Consider the following 22,520-nt stretch of genomic DNA (forward strand, 5'->3'; position numbering starts at 1 on the left):
GTGCTGCCGTATCGACCCAAGCAGGGCGAGATCCCCACGAGTCCGGGTGTCTATCGCTTCCGTGACGCGGAGGGCCGCATCCTCTACGTCGGCAAGGCGAAGAATTTGCGCGCGCGGCTGTCGAACTACTTCGCTCCGCTGCACACCCTGCACGAACGCACGCGCCGCATGGTCACGACCGCGACTTCGGTGGAGTGGACCGTGGTCGGCAGCGACGTCGAGGCGTTGCAACTGGAGTACATGTGGATCCAGGAGTTCTCGCCGACCTTCAATGTGCGCTACAAGGACGACAAGTCCTACCCGTACATGGCGATCACCCTGGCTGACGAGGCGCCGCGGGTGATCGTCACGCGCAATCGGCGGATCAAGGGTGCGAAGTACTTCGGCCCGTACCCGAAGGTCTGGGCCGTGCACGACGTGATCGACCTCATGATCAAGGTCTTCCCGATCCGCACCTGTTCGGATGCGTCCTACAAGAAGGCGATGTCGACCGGACGCCCCTGCTTCCCCGGGCAGATCGGCCGCTGCGGTGGACCATGCTCGATGAAGGTCACGATCGAGGAGCACCGCGCGATCGTCGACGACTTCATCTCCTTCATGGCAGGCGGCGACCAGCGCTTCACGCGGGCTCTCACGGCCCGGATGCGGGAGGCCGCTGCAGCGATGGACTACGAGGCCGCAGCCGGGTACCGCGACAAGCTGCAGGCGATCGAGGCCGTGCTGGGCAAGAGCGCCCTCGTGCTCTCCGATGACACGGACGCGGATCTCTTCGGCATCGCGGAGGACGAGTTGGCGGCCGCAGTGCAGCACTTCGTGGTGCGGGGCGGTCGCGTGCGCGGCGTGCGCGCGACCACGATCGAGAAGGAGATCGACATCTCCGGCGCCGAGCTCGTGGACCAGGTCCTCCAGCGGACGTACGGGGATGCGGCAGCTGCGGACATCCCGAAGCAGGTGCTCGTGCCGGCACTTCCTGACGACGTGACGGATCTCGAGCAGTGGTTGCGGGACAAGCGCGGCAAGAACGTCACGATCCAGATCGCCCAGCGCGGCGGCAAAGCCGATCTCATGCGCACGGCCACCCTCAACGCGCAGCAGGCGCTCATGCTCCACAAGACCCGGCGCACGAGCGATTACGTCGCCCGGACGCAGGCGCTGACCGACCTCCAGGAGGCGCTGGGGCTTGCGACGGCGCCGTTGCGCATCGAGTGCTTCGATGTCTCGCATCTGGCCGGCACCAACGTGGTGGCCTCGATGGTCGTGTTCGAGGACGGTCTGCCGCGCAAGGACCAGTACCGGTCGTTCTCGGTCGCGGAGACCACGGACGACACCGACTCGCTGTATCAGGTCCTGACCCGTCGTCTCGCTCACCTGGATCGTCCGGAGGACGCCGACGACGTCGAGATCGCCGCCGCGGCGATCGATGCCGAACAAGCGTCCGCCGACGGCGAAGTGGCGACCGTGCGCAAGCGCCCGAGATTCGCCTACCCGCCCCAGCTGCTGATCGTGGACGGCGGCCAGCCCCAGGTCGCAGCCGCTGCGCGGGCGCTGGAGGAGTCGGGCCACACCGAGGTCGCGCTGTGCGGCATCGCCAAGCGGCTGGAGGAGATCTGGCTGCCGGGGGAGGAGTACCCCGTGATCCTGCCCCGCACCTCGGAGGCGCTCTATCTCGTTCAGCGTCTGCGCGACGAGGCGCACCGGTTCGCGATCACCCACCAACGCAAACGCCGTCGCCGGGACATCTCCAGCGTGCTGGAGGAGGTTCCCGGTCTCGGCGCCGCGCGCATCCGCGCCCTGCTGCGTCACTTCGGTTCGGTGACCGCGCTGCGCGGCGCGACCGTGGAACAGATCGCCGAGCTCCCCGGCATCGGGCCGAAGCTGGCAACGGCCGTGCATGAGCACCTGACGAGTCGATAGTCTGGGCGAAGCGGACAGGGGAGAGCGATGACGGACCCGGAGATGGCGAACACCGGCGAGGTGCTGATCGTCACCGGTATGTCGGGTGCGGGGCGCTCGACCGTCGCGAACGCCCTCGAGGACCTCGACTGGTACGTGGTCGACAACCTCCCGCCCCAGATGCTGCGCCCGCTGCTCGAACTCTCGGAGATGGCCGGGGGCGCGGTTCCTCGTGTCGCTGTGGTCGTCGATGTACGCGGCCGGGAGCTGTTCGGGCGGGTGCCCGAGATCGCCGACGCCCTTCGCGCGCACCGGCGGGTGCGCATCGTCTTCCTCGACGCCAGTGACGAGGTGCTGGTGCGGCGGTTCGAGGCCGTGCGGCGGCCGCATCCGCTGCAGAGCACGGGGACGATCGTCGACGGGATCCACCGGGAACGTCAGCGCCTGGCTCCGCTGCGCGAGAGCGCCGACCTGATCATCGATACCTCGTCGTACAACATCCACCAGCTCACCACGCGAACGGCCGAGCTGTTCTCCGCCGAGGGAAGCCCGTTGCACACCGTTTCGGTGATGAGTTTCGGGTTCAAGTACGGGCTCCCCGTGGATGCGGACCTCGTCGCCGATATGCGCTTCCTTCCCAATCCGTACTGGACGGATGAGCTGCGCTCGCTCACCGGCGAGGACGAGGCCGTGCGTGACTTCGTCCTCTCGCAGCCTGGAGCGCGCGAGTTCCTTGACGCGTATACGGCGGCATTGGTCCCCGTCATCTCCGGGTATCAGCGTGAGAACAAGAGGCACTCGATCATCGCGATCGGCTGCACGGGCGGCAAGCACCGGTCCGTCGTGATGGCGCGGGAGATCGCTGCACGATTGTCCGAGATGCCGGATGTGGCCGTCGGCGTCACACATCGGGACCTGGGTCGAGAGTAGGCTGGAACGTCGTCCCGTTCCCCATTCCCACGAGGAGTACCGTGCCGCTGACCGCCGATGTGAAGGCCGAACTGATCGCCGGTCGCGATCCGCGCCCGAGTGCCCGAGTGGCCGAGCTGACCGCCATCCTGCGCTTCGCCGGTGGGCTTCACGCGATCGCGGGGCGCGTCGCCGTGGAGGCGGAGGTCGATTCTGAGGCTCTCGCACGACGCGTGGCCCGCGAACTGGTCGACCTGTACGGCGTGCGGCCCGAGCTCGCACACGTGCAGGGCACCTCGGGACGACCGGGGACGACGTACGCGGTGCGTGTGATCGACGGGGGCGAGACTCTCGCTCGCCAGACGGGCCTGCTCGACCAGCGTCGCCGTCAGGTGCGGGGACTGCCGAACCGCCTCACGACGGGCGCTCGTCACGATCTCGCCGCCATCTGGCGCGGAGCCTTCCTCGCCGCCGGGAGCCTCAGCGACCCGGGCCGCTCGGCTGCTCTGGAGATCGCGTGTCCGTCCGGTGAGGCCGCCATGGCCCTGGTGGGCGCCGCACACCGTATCGGGATCGCCGCCAAGGCGCGCGAGGTGCGCGGGCTCCCGCGGGTCGTCGTTCGCGAAGGCGACGCGATCCGCGCCGTGCTGCACGAGATGGGCGCGCGTCGCGCCGCTCAGGAGTGGGAGCAGCTGCGCCAGCGTCGCGAGGTCCGTGCGGGGGTCAATCGCCTCGTGAACTTCGACGACGCCAATCTGCGACGCTCAGCGCAAGCCGCCGTCGCCGCGTGCGCGCGGGTCGAGCGCGCGCTCGAGATCCTCGGGGACACGGTCCCGGAGCACCTCCGCGCCGCCGGCGAGCTCCGACTCGCGCATCGCGATGCGAGCCTGGACGAGCTCGGCCACCACGCAGACCCGCCGTTGACCAAAGACGCCGTCGCCGGCCGCATCCGCCGCCTGCTCGCGATGGCGGACAAGAAGGCCGAGACCGAAGGCCTGCCGGACACGGAGTCCGCCGTGCCGGCCGCCGCGAAGGACTGATCACTCCCACGCGGAGACGTCATCCGAGGAATCAACCCCTGCCTCGCTCGGTTCTCCCTCAGTAGGATGAAGGCGTCATCCCCGCATCGCCGAGGCGTTCGGCGCTGCGCCCGACAGGAGGAAGAGAACATGGCGAAGTACACGCTGCCCGAGCTCCCCTACGACTATGCCGCGCTCGAGCCGAGCATCAGCGCGACGATCATGGAGCTGCACCACAGCAAGCATCACCAGGCCTACGTCACCGGCGCGAACACGGCGCTGGAACAGCTGGCGGAGGCCCGCGACAGCGGAAACCTCGCAAACGTGAACAAGCTCGAGAAGGACCTCGCGTTCAATCTCGGCGGTCACACCAACCACTCGATCTTCTGGACGAACCTCTCGCCCAACGGCGGCGACAAGCCGACGGGCGAGCTCGAGGCCGCCATCGACGACCACTTCGGGTCGTTCGACAAGTTCCAGGCCCACTTCACCGCCGCGGCTCTGGGCGTGCAGGGCTCGGGCTGGGCGGGTCTGTTCTGGGACTCGATCGGCGAGAACCTCATCATCCAGCAGTTCTTCGACCAGCAGTCGCAGTTCGCCGCGGGTAGTGTTCCGCTCCTGCTGTTGGACGTCTGGGAGCACGCGTACTACCTCGACTACAAGAACGTCCGCGCCGACTACGTGAAGGCGTTCTGGAACATCGCCGACTGGTCCAACGTCCAGTCCCGCTTTGTTACGGCGCGAGAGAAGACGGCAGGCCTGCTGGTAGGGTCATGATCAGGTGAGGATGCCTCGGAGCCCTCGCCACACGGGGGCTCCGGCATCCCCCTCTCCGAGTCGATGCACACCCACGCACGGCTCACCCCGGGAGGACAACCCGGGATGGAAAAGGCGCTGCGGCGCGACGAGAAAACGGGAGACACCGTGTCTGTCAAGATCGGCATCAACGGCTTCGGCCGCATCGGACGCAACTACCTGCGCGCAGCGCTCGCGCAGGGTGCGGACCTGGACATCGTGGCGGTGAACGACCTCACCGACAACAAGACTCTGGCTCACCTGCTCAAGTACGACTCCATCACGGGTCGACTGGACGCAGAGGTCACGTACGACGAAGACTCGATCACCGTCGGTGGTCACAAGATCAAGGTGCTCGCCGAGCGCGACCCCGCCAACCTTCCGTGGGGCGAGCTGGGCGTCGACATCGTCATCGAGTCCACCGGCCGCTTCACCAAGGCCGAGGACGCCAAGAAGCACATCGCCGGCGGCGCGAAGAAGGTCCTCATCTCGGCTCCCGCGACCGGTGACGACGTCACCATCGTGATGGGTGTCAACGAGGGCGACTACAACCCCGAGACCGACGTCATCATCTCGAACGCGTCGTGCACGACGAACTGCCTCGCCCCGCTGGCGAAGGTGTTCAACGACAACTTCGGCATCGAGCGCGGTCTCATGACCACCGTCCACGCGTACACCGCCGACCAGAACCTGCAGGACGGCCCCCACAGCGACCTGCGTCGCGCGCGTGCCGCCGCGATCAACATCGTCCCGACCTCCACCGGTGCGGCGAAGGCCATCGGCCTGGTGCTGCCGGAGCTCAAGGGCAAGCTCGACGGTTTCGCTCTGCGCGTGCCGGTGCCCACCGGCTCCATCACCGACCTCACGGTCGAGGCGTCGCGCGAGGTCACGGTCGATGAGATCAAGGCCGCGTACAAGGCCGCGGCCGAGGGCCCCCTCAAGGGCATCCTGAAGTACACCGAGGACGAGATCGTCTCCAGCGACATCGTCACCGACCCGCACTCGTCGATCTTCGATGCAGGCCTCCTGCGCGTCATCGGCAACCAGGTGAAGCTCTCGAGCTGGTACGACAACGAGTGGGGCTACTCCAACCGTCTCGTCGACCTGACCGAGTACGTCGCCGAGCGTCTCTGATCCACATCATGGCACTGCGCACCCTCGATTCGCTGGGGTCGCTCGCAGGCCGCCGCGTCGTCGTCCGTGCTGACCTCAACGTTCCTCTCAAGGACGGGGTCATCACGGACGACGGTCGCGTGCGGGCTACGCTGCCGACCCTCAACGCCCTGATCAATCAGGGCGCCCGCGTCGTCGTCTGCTCCCACTTGGGGCGTCCCGACGGCGAACCCAACCCGAAGTACAGTCTCGAGCCGGTCGCACAGCGGCTGTCTGAGCTGCTCGGTAAGCCCGTTGCCTTCGCGCGCGACACCGTCGGCGTCTCGGCGCAGGAAGCGGTGTCCTCGCTGGCTGACGGCGATGTCGCCATCATCGAGAACCTCCGCTTCAATCCCGGCGAGACCTCGAAGGATGCGGACGAGCGCCGTGCGTTCGCGCAGGAGCTCGCCGCGCTCGGCGACGCCCTCGTCTCCGACGGGTTCGGGGTCGTGCACCGTAAGCAGGCCAGTGTCTACGAGCTCGCGGAACTCCTGCCTTCGGCTGCGGGCCTGCTCATCGAGAAGGAGGTCGACGTCCTCGACCGCCTGACGGAGAACCCCGAGCGGCCCTACGCGGTCGTGCTCGGCGGCTCCAAGGTGAGCGACAAGCTCGGCGTCATCGAACATCTCCTGCCCCGTGTGGACACCCTGCTCGTCGGCGGCGGCATGATGTTCACCTTCCTCGCCGCTCTCGGCCACAAGGTGGGTGCGAGCCTGCTCGAGAAGGACCAGATCGACACGGTCAAGGGCTACCTGGCCGCTGCCGAGGAGCGCGGCGTGAAGATCGTGCTTCCGGTGGATGCTGTCGTGGCCGCATCCTTCTCAGCCGACGCGGACCACGTGGTCGCCGCAGTCGATGCCCTGGAAGACACCCCGTTCGGTGCGTCGGGTCTGGGCCTGGACATCGGCCCGGAGACGTCGAAGACGTTCGCGGCGGCGATCGCCGCGAGCAAGACGGTGTTCTGGAACGGTCCGATGGGCGTATTCGAGATGGCGGCATTCGCCGACGGCACCCGCGCGGTCGCCAAGGCACTCACCGAGGTCGACGGCCTGTCGGTCGTCGGCGGGGGAGACTCCGCTGCGGCTGTCCGTCAGCTCGGCTTCCGTGACGATCAGTTCGGCCACATCTCCACCGGTGGTGGCGCCAGCCTCGAGTTCCTCGAGGGCAAGAAGCTTCCCGGACTGGAGGTCCTCGGATGGCAGTGACACGTACCCCGCTCATCGCGGGAAACTGGAAGATGAACCTCGACCACCTGCAGGCGGTCGCGCTCGTCCAGAAGCTCTACTGGACGCTGAAGGACGCGAAGCACGAGCAGGACAGCGTTGAGGTGGCCGTCTTCCCGCCGTTCACGGACCTGCGCACGGTTCAGACGTTGATCGACGCCGACAAGATCCCGTTCGCCCTCGGCGCACAGGACCTGTCGACGCACGACTCCGGCGCCTACACGGGCGAGATCTCGGGTGCCTTCCTGGCCAAGCTCGATGCGAAGTACGTCATCATCGGCCACTCCGAGCGTCGTGAGTACCACAACGAGACGGATGAGGTCGTCGCAGCCAAGGTGCAGGCGGCTCTCCGCCACGGGCTGAGCCCGGTCATCTGCGTCGGCGAGACGGCGGAGGACCTGGAGAAGTTCGGCGCGAGCGCCGTGCCGGTCGGTCAGCTACGGGTCGCCCTCGAGGGCGTCTCGGCTGACGCCGACGTGGTCGTCGCGTACGAGCCCGTCTGGGCCATCGGGTCCGGCCAGGCGGCTACGCCCGAGCAGGCGCAGGATGTGTGTGCGACCCTGCGCGGTGTCGTGGCCGAGGTACTGGGCGAGGATGCCGCTGGGCGCACCCGCGTCCTGTACGGCGGTTCTGTGAAGTCCGGCAACATCGCCACGTTCATGCGTCAGCCCGACGTGGACGGCGCGCTCGTGGGCGGCGCCAGCCTGGTCGCCGAGGAGTTCGCGGCGATCATCCGCTACCAGAAGCACGTCGGCGTCTGATCTCGGCCGTGGGACGGGGCGCGGCCCCGTCCCACGGCTCTGGTCGGCCCGATGGCTATACTTGTACCTTGTGCGATCTCGGGATCGCCAAGAAGGGTGACGAACACAGTGCAGATTCTCGAGTTCGTGCTTCAGGTGCTCCTCGGCATCACGAGCCTGCTGCTGACGCTGCTGATCCTGCTCCACAAGGGGCGCGGCGGTGGCCTGTCCGACATGTTCGGAGGAGGTATGAGCTCGTCCCTAGGCTCCTCGGGCCTGGCCGAGCGCAACCTGAACCGCTTCACGATCGTTCTCGCGCTCGTCTGGTTCATCTCGATCGTGGCCCTCGGCCTGGTCACCAAGTTCACCGGGCTGGTCTGATCGTGGCCACCGGGGGAAACGCGATCCGGGGCACCCGCGTGGGAGCGGGGCCGATGGGCGAACAGGACCACGGCTACCACGCCGACCGCGTGGCCGTGTCCTACTGGGACGCCCTGGGCAACGAGACGGTGCGTTACTTCGCCGCCGGCATCGCCGAGGATGAGATTCCGGACACGATCGACTCGCCGCACTCGGGTCTTCCGGCGGGCCGCGATCAGGCGAATCCGCCCGCGCTGGCCAAGCCCGAGCCCTACAAGACCCACCTCGCCTACGTGAAGGAGCGTCGCACGGACGACGAAGCCGAACAGCTCCTCGATGAGGCGCTGCACAAGCTGCGTGAGCGCCGCGGTCAGGACTGATCCGCTGCGCACACGAGAGGAGCCCCGGTCATCGACCGGGGCTCCTCTCGTGTCATCAGTAGTCGCTGTCGATCAGCTCGAGGGGCACTTTCGCTGCGGCGGCCTCGTCGACGAAGAAGACGGTGCGCTTGCGTCCCTTCGCACCGGCCGCGGGAACGCTCTGATAGCTGGCGCCCGCGAGCGCGAGGCCGAGGACGGATGCTTTGTCGGGACCGACGAGAACGAGCCACACGCGCTTGGCGGAGTTGATCACGGGTCGCGTGACGGTGATCCGCTCCGGAGGAGGCTTGGGCGCGTCGCGCACGGCCAACGCCGCACGATCGGTCACCTGGATCTCGCCACGATCCGGGAAGAGCGAAGCGATGTGCGCATCCGGGCCGACCCCGAGGAAACAGACGTCGAAAGACGGCCACGCGCCCACGCTCGGATCTGCGAAGCGGGCGAGCTCGGCCTCGTAGGCGGCGGCCGCATCCTCGATGGTGAGTCCGTCGTCGCTGGCCGCCATGGTGTGCACGTTCTCCGCCGGCACCGGGATGCGATCCAGCAGCGCGGCGAACGCCTCGGCGTCGTTGCGATCCTCTGACCCTCGCGGCACGAATCGCTCATCGCTCCACCAGAAATGGACGAGAGACCAGTCCACCTCGTGACAACGCGGGTTCTCGGCGACGGCCGCGAGCACACGCCCACCCATCGACCCGCCGGTCAACGAGATGTGGGCCGGCTTCCCCTCCACGACGCGCTTCGCGATCCGGCTGAGGAGGCGACGGGCCACAGCGCGCGCGATCCGGTCGGGGTCCGAGCGGACGACGACCTGCTTCTCGGTGGCCTCGGGCATCATGCTCCTCGTATCAGTGCTCGATGAGGGCGCTGCCCTCGGTCACGACGCGACCGTACAGCAGGTCGGCGTCCAGTCGTCGCAGCTCTTCGGCCAGGCATTCGCGCAGCGATCGCCGCGGGAAAGCCAGTTCATGACTCGGCTGCCCGGGCTGCGTCAGTACCGCCGTCAGCGCGTCGGGGCGCTCGAGCACGATGTCTCCGCTGGCACGCGTGAGCCGGACGGACTTGATGCCGCTCGCCCACTCGTCGCTGTCCAGATAGCGCCAGCTCACGTCGACCTTCAGCTGAAGGCGGAGCCAGGCCGCCAGCAGAGGAGTCGAGGGGGAGTCTCCGCCTCCCAGCACCTCGACGGCGGTGATCGGCTCGTAGGGCGGCTGATCCAGCACCGCCGCAAGCTGCTCGCGCCAGCGCGTGAGGCGCGTCCAGGCGAGATCGGTGTCACCGGGCGCGTAGTGCCCGCCCAGATTGAGCACCCATTCGTGCGGATCGCTCTGCATCGCGGCGTCAGTGATACGGCGCTGAGCGATCTTGCCGATGTCTGAGCGCGAGGGAACCTCGGGGGTGTCCGCGGGCCACCAGGCGACGACGGGCGCATCGGGAAGGAGCAGACCCGTGACCAGGCTCTCGGCGTTAGAGCCCGCGGGCCCGTGAGCGTGCAGCAGGATGACTTCGCTCGCGCCGGCGTCGCCGCCGACGCGGATCTCCGCATCCAGGCGCGGCTCCGCCTTCGGGTTGTCGAGCATGAGCACGATCACCCGCATGGGGTGCTCGCGGGACGCATCGTTCGCGGCTTCGATCGCCTCTTCCTCGATTCCGCGCCGTGTCGCGATGATGAGCGTCAGGACACGACCGAGGGCGACCGCTCCGCCCTCCTCGCGGACGTTGACCAGGGCGCGGGAGATCTTGCTGACGGTGGTGTCGGGCAGATCGATGATCACGGGCGCCTCCAGGTGCGACCATCGCGGGCGAGGAGCTCGTCCGCGGACTGCGGTCCCCACGAACCGGGGGAGTACTGTTCGAGCGGGCCGGACTGTTCCGACCAGAACTTCTCGATCGGATCGAGGATCTTCCAGCTGAGCTCGACCTCTTCATGGCGGGGGAACAGCGGCGGATCGCCCAGGAGCACGTCGAGGATGAGCCGCTCGTAGGCTTCGGGGCTGGCCTCGGTGAATGCGTGGCCGTATCCGAAGTCCATCGTCACGTCGCGCACCTGCATGTCGGCACCGGGAACCTTGGATCCGAATCGGATGGTGACGCCCTCGTCCGGCTGGACGCGGATAACCAGGGCGTTCTGGCCGAGCCCGTCGGTCTGACTGCGGCCGAACAGATGCTCAGGCGCACGCTTGAACACCACCGCGATCTCGGTCACTCGACGACCCAGCCGCTTGCCGGCGCGCAGGTAGAAGGGGACGCCCGCCCATCGGCGGGTGTTGATGTCGAGCTTGATGGCGGCGTAGGTCTCGGTCGTCGAGTCGGCGGCCATGCCGTCCTCCTCGAGGAAGCCGAGCACCTTCTCGCCACCCTGCCAGCCGCCGGCGTACTGTCCGCGAGCGGTCGCCGTGGACAGGTCGTCGGGCAGGGTCACCGCCGCGAGCACCTTCTCCTTCTCGGCGCGCAGCTGCGCAGCGTCGAAGGTGATGGGCTCTTCCATGGCCGTGAGCGCCAGGAGCTGGAGCAGATGGTTCTGAATGACGTCGCGCGCGGCGCCGATCCCGTCGTAGTAGCCGGCTCGCCCGCCCACGCCGATGTCCTCGGCCATGGTGATCTGAACGTGGTCGACGTAGTTGCGGTTCCAGATGGGCTCGTAGAGCTCGTTGGCGAAGCGCAGCGCCAGGATGTTCTGGACCGTCTCCTTGCCCAGGTAGTGGTCGATGCGGAAGATAGAGTCGGCGGGGAAGGCGGAGCGCACGACGTCGTTCAGTTCGCGCGCCGACTCGAGGTCGTGGCCGAAGGGCTTCTCGATCACCACACGGCGCCAGCGGTCCGCGCCGTCGGCGGTGTCGTCCACGAGTCCGGATGCCTTGAGCTGTTCGGCGACGATCGGGAAGTCGCGCGGCGGGATCGAGAGGTAGTAGGCGTGGTTGCCCATCGTGCCGCGTTCGACGTCGAGCTTCTCGACGGTCTCGCGGAGGCGACGGAATGCGTCCAGATCGTCGAACTGTCCCTGCACGAAGCGGATGCCCTGCAGCAGCTGCTCCCACGTCTCATCGCGGAACTCGGTGCGGGCGTACTGCTTCACCGCGTCCCGGACGACCTCGGCGAAGTCCTCGTCCTCCCAGTCCCGGCGGGCGAATCCGACCAGCCCGAACCCCGGCGGCAGGAGACCGCGATTGGCGAGGTCGTACACCGCCGGCATGAGCTTCTTGCGTGACAGGTCACCTGTCACGCCGAAGATCACGAGGGCGCTGGGGCCAGCGATCCGACTGAGGCGTCGGTCATCCGGGTCGCGGAGGGGATTGTGCCCCCGCGAGATCTCGGCAGTCATCGAGAGTGTTCTCCTACTGGGCGGCGTCGAAGAGCGCGAGCACATCGGCCTGCGCATCGACGAGGGTGAGCGTGACGACCGGGCGCGCGTGCTCGTCGGCCAGCACGGATGCGTCGCCGGCGGCCTGCGCGGCGATCAGTTCGCCGAAGGTGAAGGGGCGGCCGGGGATGGCCAGGTCGGTGCGGGCGTGCTGCAGGATCTGCAGGAACACGCCGTTGGCGGGACCGCCCTTGTGATACTGGCCGGTCGAGTGCAGGAACCGGGGACCCCACCCGAAGGTCGTGGGGCGCGCCGAGTCGGCGGCGACGAGTTCGCGCAGCCCCTCGAGCGGCGCGAGCTCTCCCCGGTCCACATACGCCTGGAGCGCCACATATCCGTTCTCGGGGACCCGGGCCCAGAGGGCATCGAGCACCCCGCTCAATGTGCCGCTCGCCGCAAGCGACGGGTCGGACACCCGGACCTCGATGCCGTCTTGCTCGAAGACGGCGGGGGTGGGCTCGGGACGGTTGTCCAGGAGAGCACGAGCCGCGACTTTCGCGGCCTCGACATCCGGCTGATCGAAGGGATTGATGTTCAGCATCCGCCCCGCGATCGCCGTCGCATACTCCCACACGACGAACTGCGCGCCGAGGGAACCGGCGACGAGGATCTCACCGCGGTGGTGCTCGAACAGGTGGTCGTGGCGCACGTTGTCGACGAGGCGCAGCAGTTGCAGGTCGGCGGGGGTGTTCTCGACCTCGGGGGAGACGGGCAGCAGGACGACGGGCAGGATGCCGGTGCCGTTCTTGCCGGTCGATTCCGCGACGAGCTGCTCGATCCATCCGGGCAGTCCCACGATGTGTGTGCCGTCGGTGATCAGTCCGAGCTTGTCCTTGCGCGCGGCGCCGCCACCGGCGATCGCCGCCGCGAGGACGAGCGCAGGGTTGCGAGGATCGTCGATGGCGACCTCGAGAAGCGTCGCCTCTGCCTCGGTCAGAAGCTCGTCGATGTCCACACCCGCCAGGCCTGCGGGCACGAGCCCGAACGCGGTCAGCGCGGAGTAGCGCCCGCCGACCGTGGGGTCTGCGGTGAACAGACGGTAGCCGTCGGCATCCGCGGATTCGGCGAGCGGCGAACCGGGATCGGTGACGACGACGATCCGGCTGGCCGGGTCGATTCCCGCAGCGCGGTAAGCCGCCTCGAACGCGCGCTTGGCGGAGTCCGTCTCGATCGTGGATCCGGACTTCGACGACACGACGAGCGCCGTCTGCGCGAGACCGCCGGCCTCCGCGTCGCCGCCGATGGCGGCCGCGACCTCACCGGGGGCGGTGGAGTCCAGGACGACGAGGGGGACGCCCGCCGTGGCGGCGATCACCTCCGGAGCGAGGGACGAGCCGCCCATTCCCGCCAGCACGATGCGGGTGACGCCATCGGCGCGCAGAACCTCGCGAAGCGTGACGATCTCCTCGACCAGTGGTCGGGACACCGTGACGGCCTGCACCCAACCGAGTCGTTCGGCGGCATCCGCGGCGGCGCCCGGACCCCAGAGGTCCGGGTCGCCGGCCGTGATGCCGGAAGCGATCAGAGAGTCGACGAGAGCGGGAAGCTCCGCTTCGACCACATCGCGGACGTCGCCGCTGACGTGGATGTCGAAGCTCATCGCGCGGCCTTGAGCGCCGTCTCCACCGTCTCCTGCAACTCGTGCCAGGACACGATGAACTTCTCGACGCCCTCGTCCTCGAGCGTCTGGGTGACGTCGGCGAAATCGACGCCCACCGCGGCGAGCCGGTCGAAGAAGGCGTGAGCCCCCTCGATGTTGCCCGTGATGGTGTCGCCCGCGATGACGCCGTGGTCGAAGGTGGCCTCGAGGGTCTTCTCGGGCATGGTGTTCACCGTGCCCGCTGCGACGAGTTCGGTCACGTAGAGCGTGTCGGGCAGCGCGGGGTCCTTGACACCGGTCGAGGCCCAGAGGGGACGCTGCAGGTTCGCGCCGGCCTCGAGCAGAGCCTGTGCGCGAGGGGAGCCGAACTCCCGCTCGAACAGCTCGTATGCGAGGCGCGCGTTGGCGAGGCCCGCCTGGGACAGCAGCGCGGTCGCCTCGTCCGTGCCGATGGCCTTCAGGCGCTTGTCCACCTCGGTGTCCACACGCGAGACGAAGAACGACGCCACCGACTGCAGGCCCGAGATGTCGATACCCGCGTCACGCGCCTTCTCGAGACCGGACAGGTACGCGTCGATGACAGCGGCGTAGCGCTCCAGGCTGAAGATGAGCGTGACGTTGACCGAGATGCCGGCCCCGATGACCTCGGTGATCGCCGGGAGCCCCGCCTTGGTCGCGGGGATCTTGATCAGCGCGTTGGGGCGGTCGACCTTGGCCCACAGCTCCTTGGCCTGGGCCACGGTCGCGGCGGTGTCGTGGGCGAGGTCGGGGGAGACCTCGATCGACACGCGCCCGTCGACGCCGTTCGTGGCGTCGTACACAGGGCGGAAGATGTCCGACGCTGCCTGCACGTCGTCCGTCGTGATCTCGAAGATCGCCGTGTCGACGTCCGCACCGGCGGCGGCGAGGGTCGCGACCTGCTCGGCGTACGCCTCGCCCTTGGAGAGGGCGCCGGCGAAGATCGTCGGGTTGGTGGTCACGCCGGAGACCGTGCGGTCCGAGATCAGCGCGCTGAGGTTGCCCGTGGTGATGCGCTCACGCGAGAGGTCGTCGAGCCAGATGCTGACGCCCGCCGCGGCGAGCTGTTCGGTAGGGGTGCTCATTTTCTTGCTTCTCCTCGTACTTACTCGGCTGCCGCGGCGATGGACTCGCGGGCGGCGGTGACGACGGCTTCGGTGGTGATTCCGAACTTCTGGAACAGCGTCTTGTAGTCGGCGGAGGCACCGAAGTGCTCGATGGCGACCGAGCGACCGGCGTCGCCCACGATGCCCTGCCAGGTGAGCGCAGAGCCGGCTTCGACCGATACACGCGCCTTGACGGAGGACGGCAGCACGGACTCGCGGTATTCGGCGTCCTGCTCGGCGAACCACTCGAGCGAAGGAACGGAGACGACGCGCGCCGCCACACCCTCCTGAGCGAGGGCCGCGCGAGCCTCGACGGCCAGCTGCACTTCCGAACCGGTGGCGATCAGCAGCACGTCGGGGGTGCCGCCGGGAGCCTCGGCCAGAACGTAGGCGCCCTTGACGGCGTTGTCCGCCGAGGCGAAGACATCGCCGGATGCGGCACCGTCACCGCGCTCGAACACCGGGATGTTCTGACGGGTGAGCGCGATTCCCGAGGGGCCTGCCGTGCGACGCAGCATCTCGAGCCAGACAACGGCGGTCTCGTTGGCGTCCGCGGGGCGGACCATCGAGAAGTTCGGAATGGCGCGCAGCGTCGCGAGCTGCTCGATCGGCTGGTGGGTCGGGCCGTCCTCGCCGAGAGCGACCGAGTCGTGCGTCCAGACGAAGACCGTAGGGATGTTCATCAGCGCTGCCAGCCGCACCGGCGGGCGCATGTAGTCGCTGAAGATCAGGAACGTGCCGCCGAACGGACGCGTCGGTCCGTGCAGGACGATGCCATTGAGGATCGCGCCCATCGCGTGCTCGCGAATGCCGAAGTGCAGCACGCGGCCGTAGGGCGAACCGGTCCACTCGTGCGTCGACCACTCCTGCGGGATGAACGAACGCGCATCCTTGATGGTGGTCAGGTTCGACTCGGCCAGGTCGGCCGAACCGCCCCAGAGTTCGGGCAGCTGCGCGGCGAGGGCATTGATGACCTGGCCGCTGGCGGCGCGGGTGGAGACGTCCTTGCCTGCTTCGAAGACCGGGAGGGCGTCGGCGATGTCGGCGGGGAGTTCCCGTGCCTCGAGTCGGTCGAGAAGCGCCTTGCGCTCGGGGTTGGCTGCGGCCCAGGCGTCGAACGACTTCTGCCATTCGGCCCTCGCCTGCTCGCCGCGCTGGACGAGCTCGCGCGTGTGAGCGATGACGTCGTCGGCCACGGCGAAGTTCTTCTCCGGGTCGAACCCGAGGACCTTCTTGGTGGCGGCCAGCTCATCGGCACCGAGAGCTGCGCCGTGGATCTTGCCGCTGTTCTGCTTGCCGGGCGAGGGCCAGCCGATGATCGTCTTGAGGATGATGAGCGACGGCTTGTCGGTCTCGCCCTTCGCGCGCTCGATGGCGGCGTAGAGCTCGGCGACGTCCTCGACGTACTGGCCCGTCTTCTTCCAGTCCACGGTCTGGACCTGCCAGCCGTAGGCCTCGTAGCGCGCGGCGACGTCCTCGGTGAAGGCGACATTCGTGTCGTCCTCGATGGAGATCTGGTTGGAGTCGTAGATCACGACGAGGTTGCCGAGCTGCTGGTGGCCGGCGAGCGAGGATGCCTCGCTCGTCACGCCTTCCTGCAGGTCGCCGTCTCCGGCGATGACGTAGACGAAGTGGTCGAAGGGCGAGGTACCGGCCGCTGCCTCGGGGTCGAACAGGCCGCGCTCGTAACGGGCGGCGTAGGCGAAGCCGACCGAGGACGCGAGCCCCTGACCCAGCGGACCGGTGGTGATCTCGACGCCCTTGGTGTGTCCGTACTCCGGGTGCCCCGGAGTCAGCGATCCCCACGTGCGCAGCGACTCGAGGTCGTTCAGCTCGAGACCGAATCCGCCGAGGTACAGCTGGACGTACTGCGTGAGCGAGGAGTGCCCCACGGAGAGGATGAAGCGGTCGCGCCCGATCCAGTGCGGGTCGGCGGGGTCGTGGCGCAGCACCCGCTGGTAGAGCAGGTAGGCGGCGGGGGCGAGGCTCATCGCGGTGCCGGGATGACCGTTGCCCACCTTCTCCACTGCATCCGCCGCGAGGATGCGGGCCGTGTCCACGGCGCGTGCATCAATCTCATCCCAACGCAAATCGGCCACGGGACCGCCTTTCACAAAGAGGAGTGCGCCACAGAGGGCCGATGAGTCGGGCCCCGGAGGGCCACGACCACGGCAGGCGCGCGTGTTGTTTCAGCATAGACTGGTCTGGAGCTTGACGAGGGGCGACAACGCAGCAGATGGACATCATGACGACGAGCCAGGGCGAGCCCGCATCCGCCGTCCGTCCTTCGATGGGTCGGACGGTGCGCGCCTACATCACTCTGACGAAGCCGCGGGTGCTGGAGCTGCTGCTCGTGACGACCGTGCCGGTGATGATCCTGGCGCAGGACGGTCTGCCGAATCTCTGGCTGGTGCTGGCGACGGTCATCGGGGGATCGCTGAGCGCCGGTTCCGCGGCCACGTTCAACATGTACCTCGACCGCGACATCGACGCGCATATGCAGCGCACGGTCAATCGACCTCTCGTGACCGGCGAAGTCTCACCGCGCGGAGCGCTGGTTTTCGCATGGACCCTGGCGATCGTGTCGACCGTCTGGCTGCTTCTGACCACGAACTGGCTCGCCGCCGCGCTGTCGGCAGGCGCCATCTTCTTCTACGTGGTCATCTACACGATCCTGCTCAAGCGACGCACCGAACAGAACATCGTATGGGGAGGCATCGCGGGCTGCTTCCCGGTCGTCATCGGCTGGTCCGCGGTGACGGGCTCTCTCTCGTGGGCTCCGCTGATCCTCTTCGTCCTGATCTTCCTGTGGACCCCGCCGCACTACTGGCCGCTGTCGATGAAGTACAAGGACCAGTACGAGAACGTCGACGTACCGATGCTCGGGGCGACTCGCTCCGGCTCCCAGGTCGGGCTGCAGGTGATCCTCTACGCCTGGGCGACCGTGGCATGTTCGCTGCTGCTGATCCCGGTCGCATCCATGGGCCCCGTCTACTCGGTGTCCGCGCTCGTGCTCGGCGGCTGGTTCCTCTACGAGTCGCACCGTCTCTATGCGCGCGCGGTGCGCGGCACCGAGCCCCGCCCGATGCGGGTCTTCCACGCGTCGATCACCTATCTGACGCTGCTCTTCGTCGCCATCGCGATCGATCCGCTGCTGCCTTTCTGATCGCTTCGCGTGAGCGTCGCCGGATCAGCGGGTGATCGGCTTCTCGATGGTTTCCTCGACGTCGTTCTGCGGCGCGGAAGCCGTGTCGGCGGGCACCGCGGCGATGTCGGATGCGGTCTCGGCCGCCAGGGGCTCTGCCTCGTCCTGCCACGTGATGGTCTCGACGACGTCGACCTTCGGGGTGACGAGACTGCGTGCTGCGCTGAGCGCGAGGGCGGCGACGAGGCCGACGAGGCCCGCGCCGGCGATGACGGCGCCGAACAGGGCCCACGCCTGGCCGGCGTACACCTCGACGCCGGTCGCACTGCCGTCGGTGAGGGTGGAGGTCATGATCGAGATCTTGTCGATCGTGAGCCAGGCACCGAAGCCGACGGCGGCGGCGGAGCCTGCGATGAGCCCCCAGAACGGGATGCTGCGGGACAGGCGGGGACGGGTCGTCATGTGGATCACTCCTCGAACGCGCGGCAACGGTTGCCGCGACCTGGCCACCCTCGCGGGTGAATCGAGGTGCGCCCGATGACTCGTCTATGCGTCTGCTGAGGAATGCTCGAGTCGGACGGGTCGCTTCAGGTGAAGGACGACGACGGTGTAGGCGGCAGCGGAGAGCGACGCGAGGACCATGTGGATCCCCACGAGGAGCTCGGGCAACCCCTCGCGCGCCTGCCACACTCCGACGGTCACCTGCACGGCGATCGCGACGACGAGCACGAGCAGCCAGCGCCGCGGGGGGAGTCGCAGGGCCCAGGCGCTGATCGTGAGCGCGAGTACGAGCGCCGCGAGCACATAGCCGGGCCAGGCGTGGATGTGGGCGAGGATCGTCGCGTCGAATCCGTCGCGGATGACGTTCGCGTCACCGGAGTGAGGTCCCGAGCCCGTGGTGAGGACGCCGAAGAGGATCGTCACGGCGAGCACCAACCCGGTGGCGTGCGCCCCGATCTGGAACCACAGGGGAACCGCCCGCTCGCGCGGGCCCTCGGTCGCATCGAGTCGCACCAGGTACGCCGCCGCGACGCACACCAGCAGCAATGAGCACGTGTAGTGGAACCCCACGAGGAAGGGGTTCAGATCGGTGAGCACCGCGAATCCGCCGACGACGGCCTGCGCCATGACTCCCGCCAGGACGATCCACGCGAGTGTCGAGAGGTCTCGACGTCGAGGCACTCGCCGGCCGGCATCGACCGCCGCAGCGACGACGGCCGCCAACAGGGCGCCCGAGGCGAAACCGAAAGCAGGCAGATGGAGGGCGGCCGCCAGCGCGTAGACGGGGATGGCGAGGAGGATGCCACCGCCGGCGAACACGAGTGCGCGCATCACGGCGGGTCGGCCCGCGATCGCATGCAGCGTCAGCAGGACGACGGCCACCGCGACGATCCCCACGACACCGGTCATGGTGCGGTTGCCGAACTCGATGACGCCGTGGATGCCCTGCTCAGGCAGCGGGACGAGGGATTCGGGCGTACACAGCGGCCAGTCCGAGCACCCCAGTCCCGACCCCGTCAGCCGCACCGCGCCGCCGGTCCCGATGATGATGACCTCGGTCAGGAAAGAGATCCACGCGAGGACGCGCAGCGGTCGTCGCACCACGAGTCCGGACCCCTCCCGGATGCGGTCGGATGCGGGCAGAGTGGTGCGAGCGGGCATGTGTCCTCCGGTCCCGTGCAGACCCCGGACGCGGCCCGGAAGTCAGGGGGAACCTGTAGAATCGTGGTTGTTGTGATGCCGCACTTCGTGCAGGGTGCATCGACAACAGTTTAGGCGCCACGTGAGCGCCCATGATGAGGGCCCGAGAGCGGCGTTCGTCCCCGCAGACTCGACGGGGCGGCGGATGCCGGGGCGGATGACACCGTTGCGGTCCAATAAGGAGAGTGTGATGTCGGATGTGCTGATCGACCGCCCGGAACTCGAAGGTCTGGGGGTGTACGAGTTCGGATGGCATGACCCCGACGCCGCGGGTGCGAGCGCGAAGCGCGGCCTCACCGAAGCCGTGGTGCGCGATATCTCCGCCCTCAAGGTCGAGCCCGAATGGATGCTGAAGACCCGTCTGAAGGGCCTCCAGTTGTTCGGCCGTAAGCCGATGCCGACCTGGGGCGCGGACCTCAGCGACATCGACTTCGAGAACATCAAGTACTTCGTGCGTTCCACGGAGAAGCAGGCGCAGTCCTGGGAGGATCTCCCGGAGGACATCCGTAACACCTACGAGAAGCTCGGCATCCCCGAGGCGGAGCGCTCGCGGCTCGTCGCCGGTGTCGCGGCCCAGTACGAGTCCGAGGTCGTGTACCACCAGATTCAGGAGGATCTGGAGGCGCAGGGCGTCATCTTCATGGACACCGACACGGCGTTGAAGGAGCACCCGGAGTTCTTCGAGGAGTACTTCGGCACCGTCATCCCCGCCGGTGACAACAAGTTCGCCGCTCTGAACACCGCTGTGTGGTCGGGCGGATCGTTCGTCTATGTGCCCAAGGGTGTGCACGTGGAGATCCCGCTGCAGGCCTACTTCCGTATCAACACGGAGAACATGGGCCAGTTCGAGCGGACGCTCATCATCGCCGACGAGGGTTCGTACGTCCACTACATCGAGGGTTGCACGGCTCCGATCTATAAGAGCGACTCGCTGCATTCGGCCGTCGTCGAGATCATCGTGAAGAAGAACGCCCGGGTGCGCTACACGACGATCCAGAACTGGTCGAACAACGTCTACAACCTCGTGACCAAGCGCGCCGTCGCACACGAGGGTGCCACCATGGAATGGGTCGACGGCAACATCGGCTCGAAGGTCACGATGAAGTACCCCTCGATCTATCTCATGGGGGAGCACGCGAAGGGCGAGACCCTCTCGGTGGCCTTCGCGGGGCCCGGTCAGCACCAGGACGCCGGCGCCAAGATGATCCACATGGCGCCCTACACGCAGTCGTCGATCGTTTCGAAGTCGATCGCGCGCGGCGGCGGGCGGGCCGGCTACCGCGGCGAGGTCCGCGTCGATGCCAACGCCCACCACTCCGCCAACACGGTACGTTGCGACGCGCTCCTGGTGGACACCATCTCGCGCTCCGACACATACCCGGCCATCGACATCCGCGTCGACGACGTCCAGCTGGGGCACGAGGCGACGGTCTCGAAGGTCAGCGAGGAGCAGCTGTTCTACCTGATGAGCCGAGGGCTCGCAGAAGACGAGGCGATGGCCATGATCGTGCGCGGGTTCATCGAGCCCATCGCGCGCGAGCTCCCGATGGAGTACGCACTGGAGTTGAACAAGCTCATCGAGATGGGCATGGAAGGCAGCGTCGGATGAGCCCCCAGGCCGAAGCCCCCGTGGTGGAGACCACGAAGGGGCACATCGACCCTGCCGCCGCGTTCGTGCCGGTGCAGACCCGCTCGGAGCGCCCGCGCGCGAACGAGGTCTCGTTCTTCGAGGCGCCGACCGGCCGCGAGGTCAACTGGAAGCACACCCCGATCGACCGCATCCAGGGTCTCCTCGAGGATGTCCCGGGAGATGCCGGTGCTGTGGCGGTCTCGGTGAGCGGGCCGCTGGCTGCGGGGGGTCTGGTCGCCGACCAGGCGCCGCGCGGCGAGGTCTTCACCGCGGAGGACCTCAGCGCGGCGATCGCCTGGGAGCGTTCCGCCGAGGCGCTGTATCTCAGCATCCCCGCGGGCGCGGAGCTGAGTGAGCCTGTCGTCTTGGATCTGCGCGGTGCCGGCGGTCGCGCACACGCGCATCTCGTCGTCGAGGCGCAGCCGAACGCGCGGGCAACGGTGCTTCTGCGGCATGCGGGTGTCGCACAGCTTGCCGAGAACGTGGAGATCATCGTCCGCGACGGTGCGGCCCTCACCCTCGTCACGCTCCAGGAATGGGACGACGAGGCGGTGCACCTGGCCGCGCATCAGGCGCGTGTCGATCGTGACGCGAGTCTGCGCCATGTCGTGGTCTCGTTCGGCGGTGGCGTCGTGCGCGTGAACCCGAACGTGGAGCTCGCGGGCACCGGCGCGCGCGGCGAGCTGTACGGCCTCTCGTTCGCGGATGCCGGTCAGCACCTCGAGAGCCAGGTGTACCTGCATCACAAGGGTGCGCAGACCGTCGGTGACGTGCTCTACAAGGGTGCGTTGCAGGGCGATACCGCCCACTCCGTCTGGATCGGCGATGTGCTGATCGGCCCGGATGCGGTCGGCACCGACTCCTACGAGGCCAACCGCAACCTGGTGCTCACCGATGGTGCCCGCGCGGACTCCATCCCGAACCTCGAGATCGAGACGGGTGACATCCGCGGCGCCGGACATGCGAGCGCGACCGGTCGTTTCGACGACGAACAGCTGTTCTACCTGCAGGCTCGCGGCATCGACGCGGAGCAGGCACGACGCCTGGTCGTGCTCGGCTTCCTCATGGAGATCGTGCAGAAGATCGGCATCGCGGAGCTCGAGGAACGTCTCGTCGGTGCGATCGAGGCCGAACTCGCGGGGGAGCAGCGGTGAGCGCGACGCGCGTGTGCGCTCTGAGCGAGCTGCAGCAGGACGAAGCCCGCCGCGTCGAGATCGATGGCGTGCCCATGGCCGTGGTCCTCGACGGCAACGGCGAGGTGCACGCGATCGGCGACACGTGCACGCACGGTGACATCTCGCTCTCGGACGGATTCGTCGAGGGGGACACCCTGGAGTGCTGGGCGCACGGATCCGCGTTCTCGCTGCGTACCGGTAAGCCCCTGAACCTGCCGGCCTACGAGCCGGTGCCCGTATACGAAGTCACGATCGAGGGAGACGATGTCCTGATCGATCCCGCCGTGACCAAGAACGTCGACTGACGAAGGAA

The 22,520-nt window shown here is 67.9% G+C and carries 21 protein-coding genes; 13 read left to right on the top strand and 8 right to left on the bottom strand.

What is annotated here, in order from left to right:
- The 9 genes from uvrC (at position 1) to SK224_RS08770 (ending at position 8,471) form a co-directional block, all read left to right on the top strand.
- The gene (gene uvrC, locus SK224_RS08730) at positions 1 to 1,914 is read left to right on the top strand and encodes an excinuclease ABC subunit UvrC (protein ID WP_320434332.1); all 1,914 of its coding nucleotides are present in this window, start codon (positions 1 to 3) and stop codon (positions 1,912 to 1,914) included.
- 27 nt (positions 1,915 to 1,941) lie between these two features.
- Entirely contained in the window at positions 1,942 to 2,823 is an 882-nt protein-coding gene (gene rapZ, locus SK224_RS08735; RefSeq protein ID WP_320434333.1) for an RNase adapter RapZ, read from the top strand.
- Between the two features lie 41 nt (positions 2,824 to 2,864).
- Positions 2,865 to 3,842, top strand: coding sequence for a DNA-binding protein WhiA (whiA, locus tag SK224_RS08740; RefSeq protein WP_234075379.1), 978 nt, complete (start codon positions 2,865 to 2,867; stop codon positions 3,840 to 3,842).
- A gap of 129 nt (positions 3,843 to 3,971) precedes the next feature.
- Positions 3,972 to 4,598: a superoxide dismutase gene (locus SK224_RS08745; protein ID WP_137417062.1), complete on the top strand. Its 627-nt coding sequence runs from the start codon at positions 3,972 to 3,974 to the stop codon at positions 4,596 to 4,598.
- 147 nt (positions 4,599 to 4,745) lie between these two features.
- Positions 4,746 to 5,750, top strand: a complete 1,005-nt coding sequence (gene gap, locus SK224_RS08750; RefSeq protein WP_137417061.1) for a type I glyceraldehyde-3-phosphate dehydrogenase — start codon at positions 4,746 to 4,748, stop codon at positions 5,748 to 5,750.
- Between the two features lie 8 nt (positions 5,751 to 5,758).
- A complete protein-coding gene (locus tag SK224_RS08755; RefSeq protein ID WP_320434334.1) occupies positions 5,759 to 6,973 on the top strand; it encodes a phosphoglycerate kinase in 1,215 nt (404 codons plus the stop codon).
- Positions 6,964 to 7,752, top strand: coding sequence for a triose-phosphate isomerase (tpiA, locus tag SK224_RS08760; RefSeq protein ID WP_320434335.1), 789 nt, complete (start codon positions 6,964 to 6,966; stop codon positions 7,750 to 7,752). The genes SK224_RS08755 and tpiA overlap by 10 nt, the downstream gene beginning before the upstream one ends.
- Before the next feature lie 108 nt (positions 7,753 to 7,860).
- Entirely contained in the window at positions 7,861 to 8,112 is a 252-nt protein-coding gene (secG, locus tag SK224_RS08765) for a preprotein translocase subunit SecG (protein ID WP_137419120.1), read from the top strand.
- Positions 8,113 to 8,114: 2 nt separating this feature from the next.
- The gene (locus SK224_RS08770; RefSeq protein WP_320434336.1) at positions 8,115 to 8,471 is read left to right on the top strand and encodes an RNA polymerase-binding protein RbpA; all 357 of its coding nucleotides are present in this window, start codon (positions 8,115 to 8,117) and stop codon (positions 8,469 to 8,471) included.
- Positions 8,472 to 8,526: 55 nt separating this feature from the next.
- Here the strand turns inward: SK224_RS08770 and pgl are convergent, their stop codons facing one another.
- From pgl to tkt, 6 genes are read right to left on the bottom strand one after another with little or no spacing between them, the layout of a single operon-like run.
- The gene (gene pgl / locus SK224_RS08775; protein ID WP_413816772.1) at positions 8,527 to 9,309 is read right to left on the bottom strand and encodes a 6-phosphogluconolactonase; all 783 of its coding nucleotides are present in this window, start codon (positions 9,307 to 9,309) and stop codon (positions 8,527 to 8,529) included.
- Between the two features lie 10 nt (positions 9,310 to 9,319).
- A complete protein-coding gene (locus SK224_RS08780) occupies positions 9,320 to 10,246 on the bottom strand; it encodes a glucose-6-phosphate dehydrogenase assembly protein OpcA (RefSeq protein ID WP_320434338.1) in 927 nt (308 codons plus the stop codon).
- Entirely contained in the window at positions 10,243 to 11,793 is a 1,551-nt protein-coding gene (gene zwf, locus SK224_RS08785; protein WP_309731473.1) for a glucose-6-phosphate dehydrogenase, read from the bottom strand. The genes SK224_RS08780 and zwf overlap by 4 nt, the downstream gene beginning before the upstream one ends.
- Before the next feature lie 13 nt (positions 11,794 to 11,806).
- Positions 11,807 to 13,432, bottom strand: a complete 1,626-nt coding sequence (locus SK224_RS08790; protein WP_320434339.1) for a glucose-6-phosphate isomerase — start codon at positions 13,430 to 13,432, stop codon at positions 11,807 to 11,809.
- On the bottom strand, positions 13,429 to 14,535 hold the full coding sequence (gene tal, locus SK224_RS08795; protein ID WP_320434340.1) for a transaldolase: 1,107 nt from the start codon (positions 14,533 to 14,535) through the stop codon (positions 13,429 to 13,431). Before tal ends, SK224_RS08790 begins: the two co-directional genes overlap by 4 nt.
- Before the next feature lie 20 nt (positions 14,536 to 14,555).
- On the bottom strand, positions 14,556 to 16,655 hold the full coding sequence (gene tkt, locus SK224_RS08800) for a transketolase (RefSeq protein WP_320434341.1): 2,100 nt from the start codon (positions 16,653 to 16,655) through the stop codon (positions 14,556 to 14,558).
- Between the two features lie 146 nt (positions 16,656 to 16,801).
- On the opposite strand from tkt, the gene SK224_RS08805 reads away from it, so the two are divergent.
- Positions 16,802 to 17,722, top strand: coding sequence for a heme o synthase (locus tag SK224_RS08805; RefSeq protein ID WP_320434342.1), 921 nt, complete (start codon positions 16,802 to 16,804; stop codon positions 17,720 to 17,722).
- Between the two features lie 24 nt (positions 17,723 to 17,746).
- Here the strand turns inward: SK224_RS08805 and SK224_RS08810 are convergent, their stop codons facing one another.
- Together SK224_RS08810 and SK224_RS08815 are read right to left on the bottom strand one after the other, a co-directional pair.
- Positions 17,747 to 18,163 (bottom strand): dinucleotide-utilizing enzyme, encoded by a 417-nt coding sequence (locus SK224_RS08810; RefSeq protein WP_320434343.1) that lies wholly within the window; start codon positions 18,161 to 18,163, stop codon positions 17,747 to 17,749.
- 84 nt (positions 18,164 to 18,247) lie between these two features.
- Complete coding sequence (locus tag SK224_RS08815; RefSeq protein ID WP_320434344.1) at positions 18,248 to 19,363, bottom strand: COX15/CtaA family protein; 1,116 nt, start codon at positions 19,361 to 19,363, stop codon at positions 18,248 to 18,250.
- Between the two features lie 229 nt (positions 19,364 to 19,592).
- Between SK224_RS08815 and sufB the strand changes: the two genes are divergently transcribed.
- Genes sufB through SK224_RS08830 form a run of 3 tightly spaced genes read left to right on the top strand, consistent with a single transcriptional unit; the run spans position 19,593 to position 22,512 of the window.
- Complete coding sequence (gene sufB, locus SK224_RS08820; protein ID WP_320434345.1) at positions 19,593 to 21,011, top strand: Fe-S cluster assembly protein SufB; 1,419 nt, start codon at positions 19,593 to 19,595, stop codon at positions 21,009 to 21,011.
- A complete protein-coding gene (sufD, locus tag SK224_RS08825) occupies positions 21,008 to 22,186 on the top strand; it encodes a Fe-S cluster assembly protein SufD (protein ID WP_320434346.1) in 1,179 nt (392 codons plus the stop codon). The genes sufB and sufD overlap by 4 nt, the downstream gene beginning before the upstream one ends.
- A complete protein-coding gene (locus SK224_RS08830; protein WP_137417046.1) occupies positions 22,183 to 22,512 on the top strand; it encodes a non-heme iron oxygenase ferredoxin subunit in 330 nt (109 codons plus the stop codon). The genes sufD and SK224_RS08830 overlap by 4 nt, the downstream gene beginning before the upstream one ends.
- Positions 22,513 to 22,520: the final 8 nt, after the last annotated feature.

Source organism: Microbacterium sp. BG28, assembly GCF_034044005.1.
Taxonomy (GTDB): Bacteria; Actinomycetota; Actinomycetes; order Actinomycetales; family Microbacteriaceae; genus Microbacterium.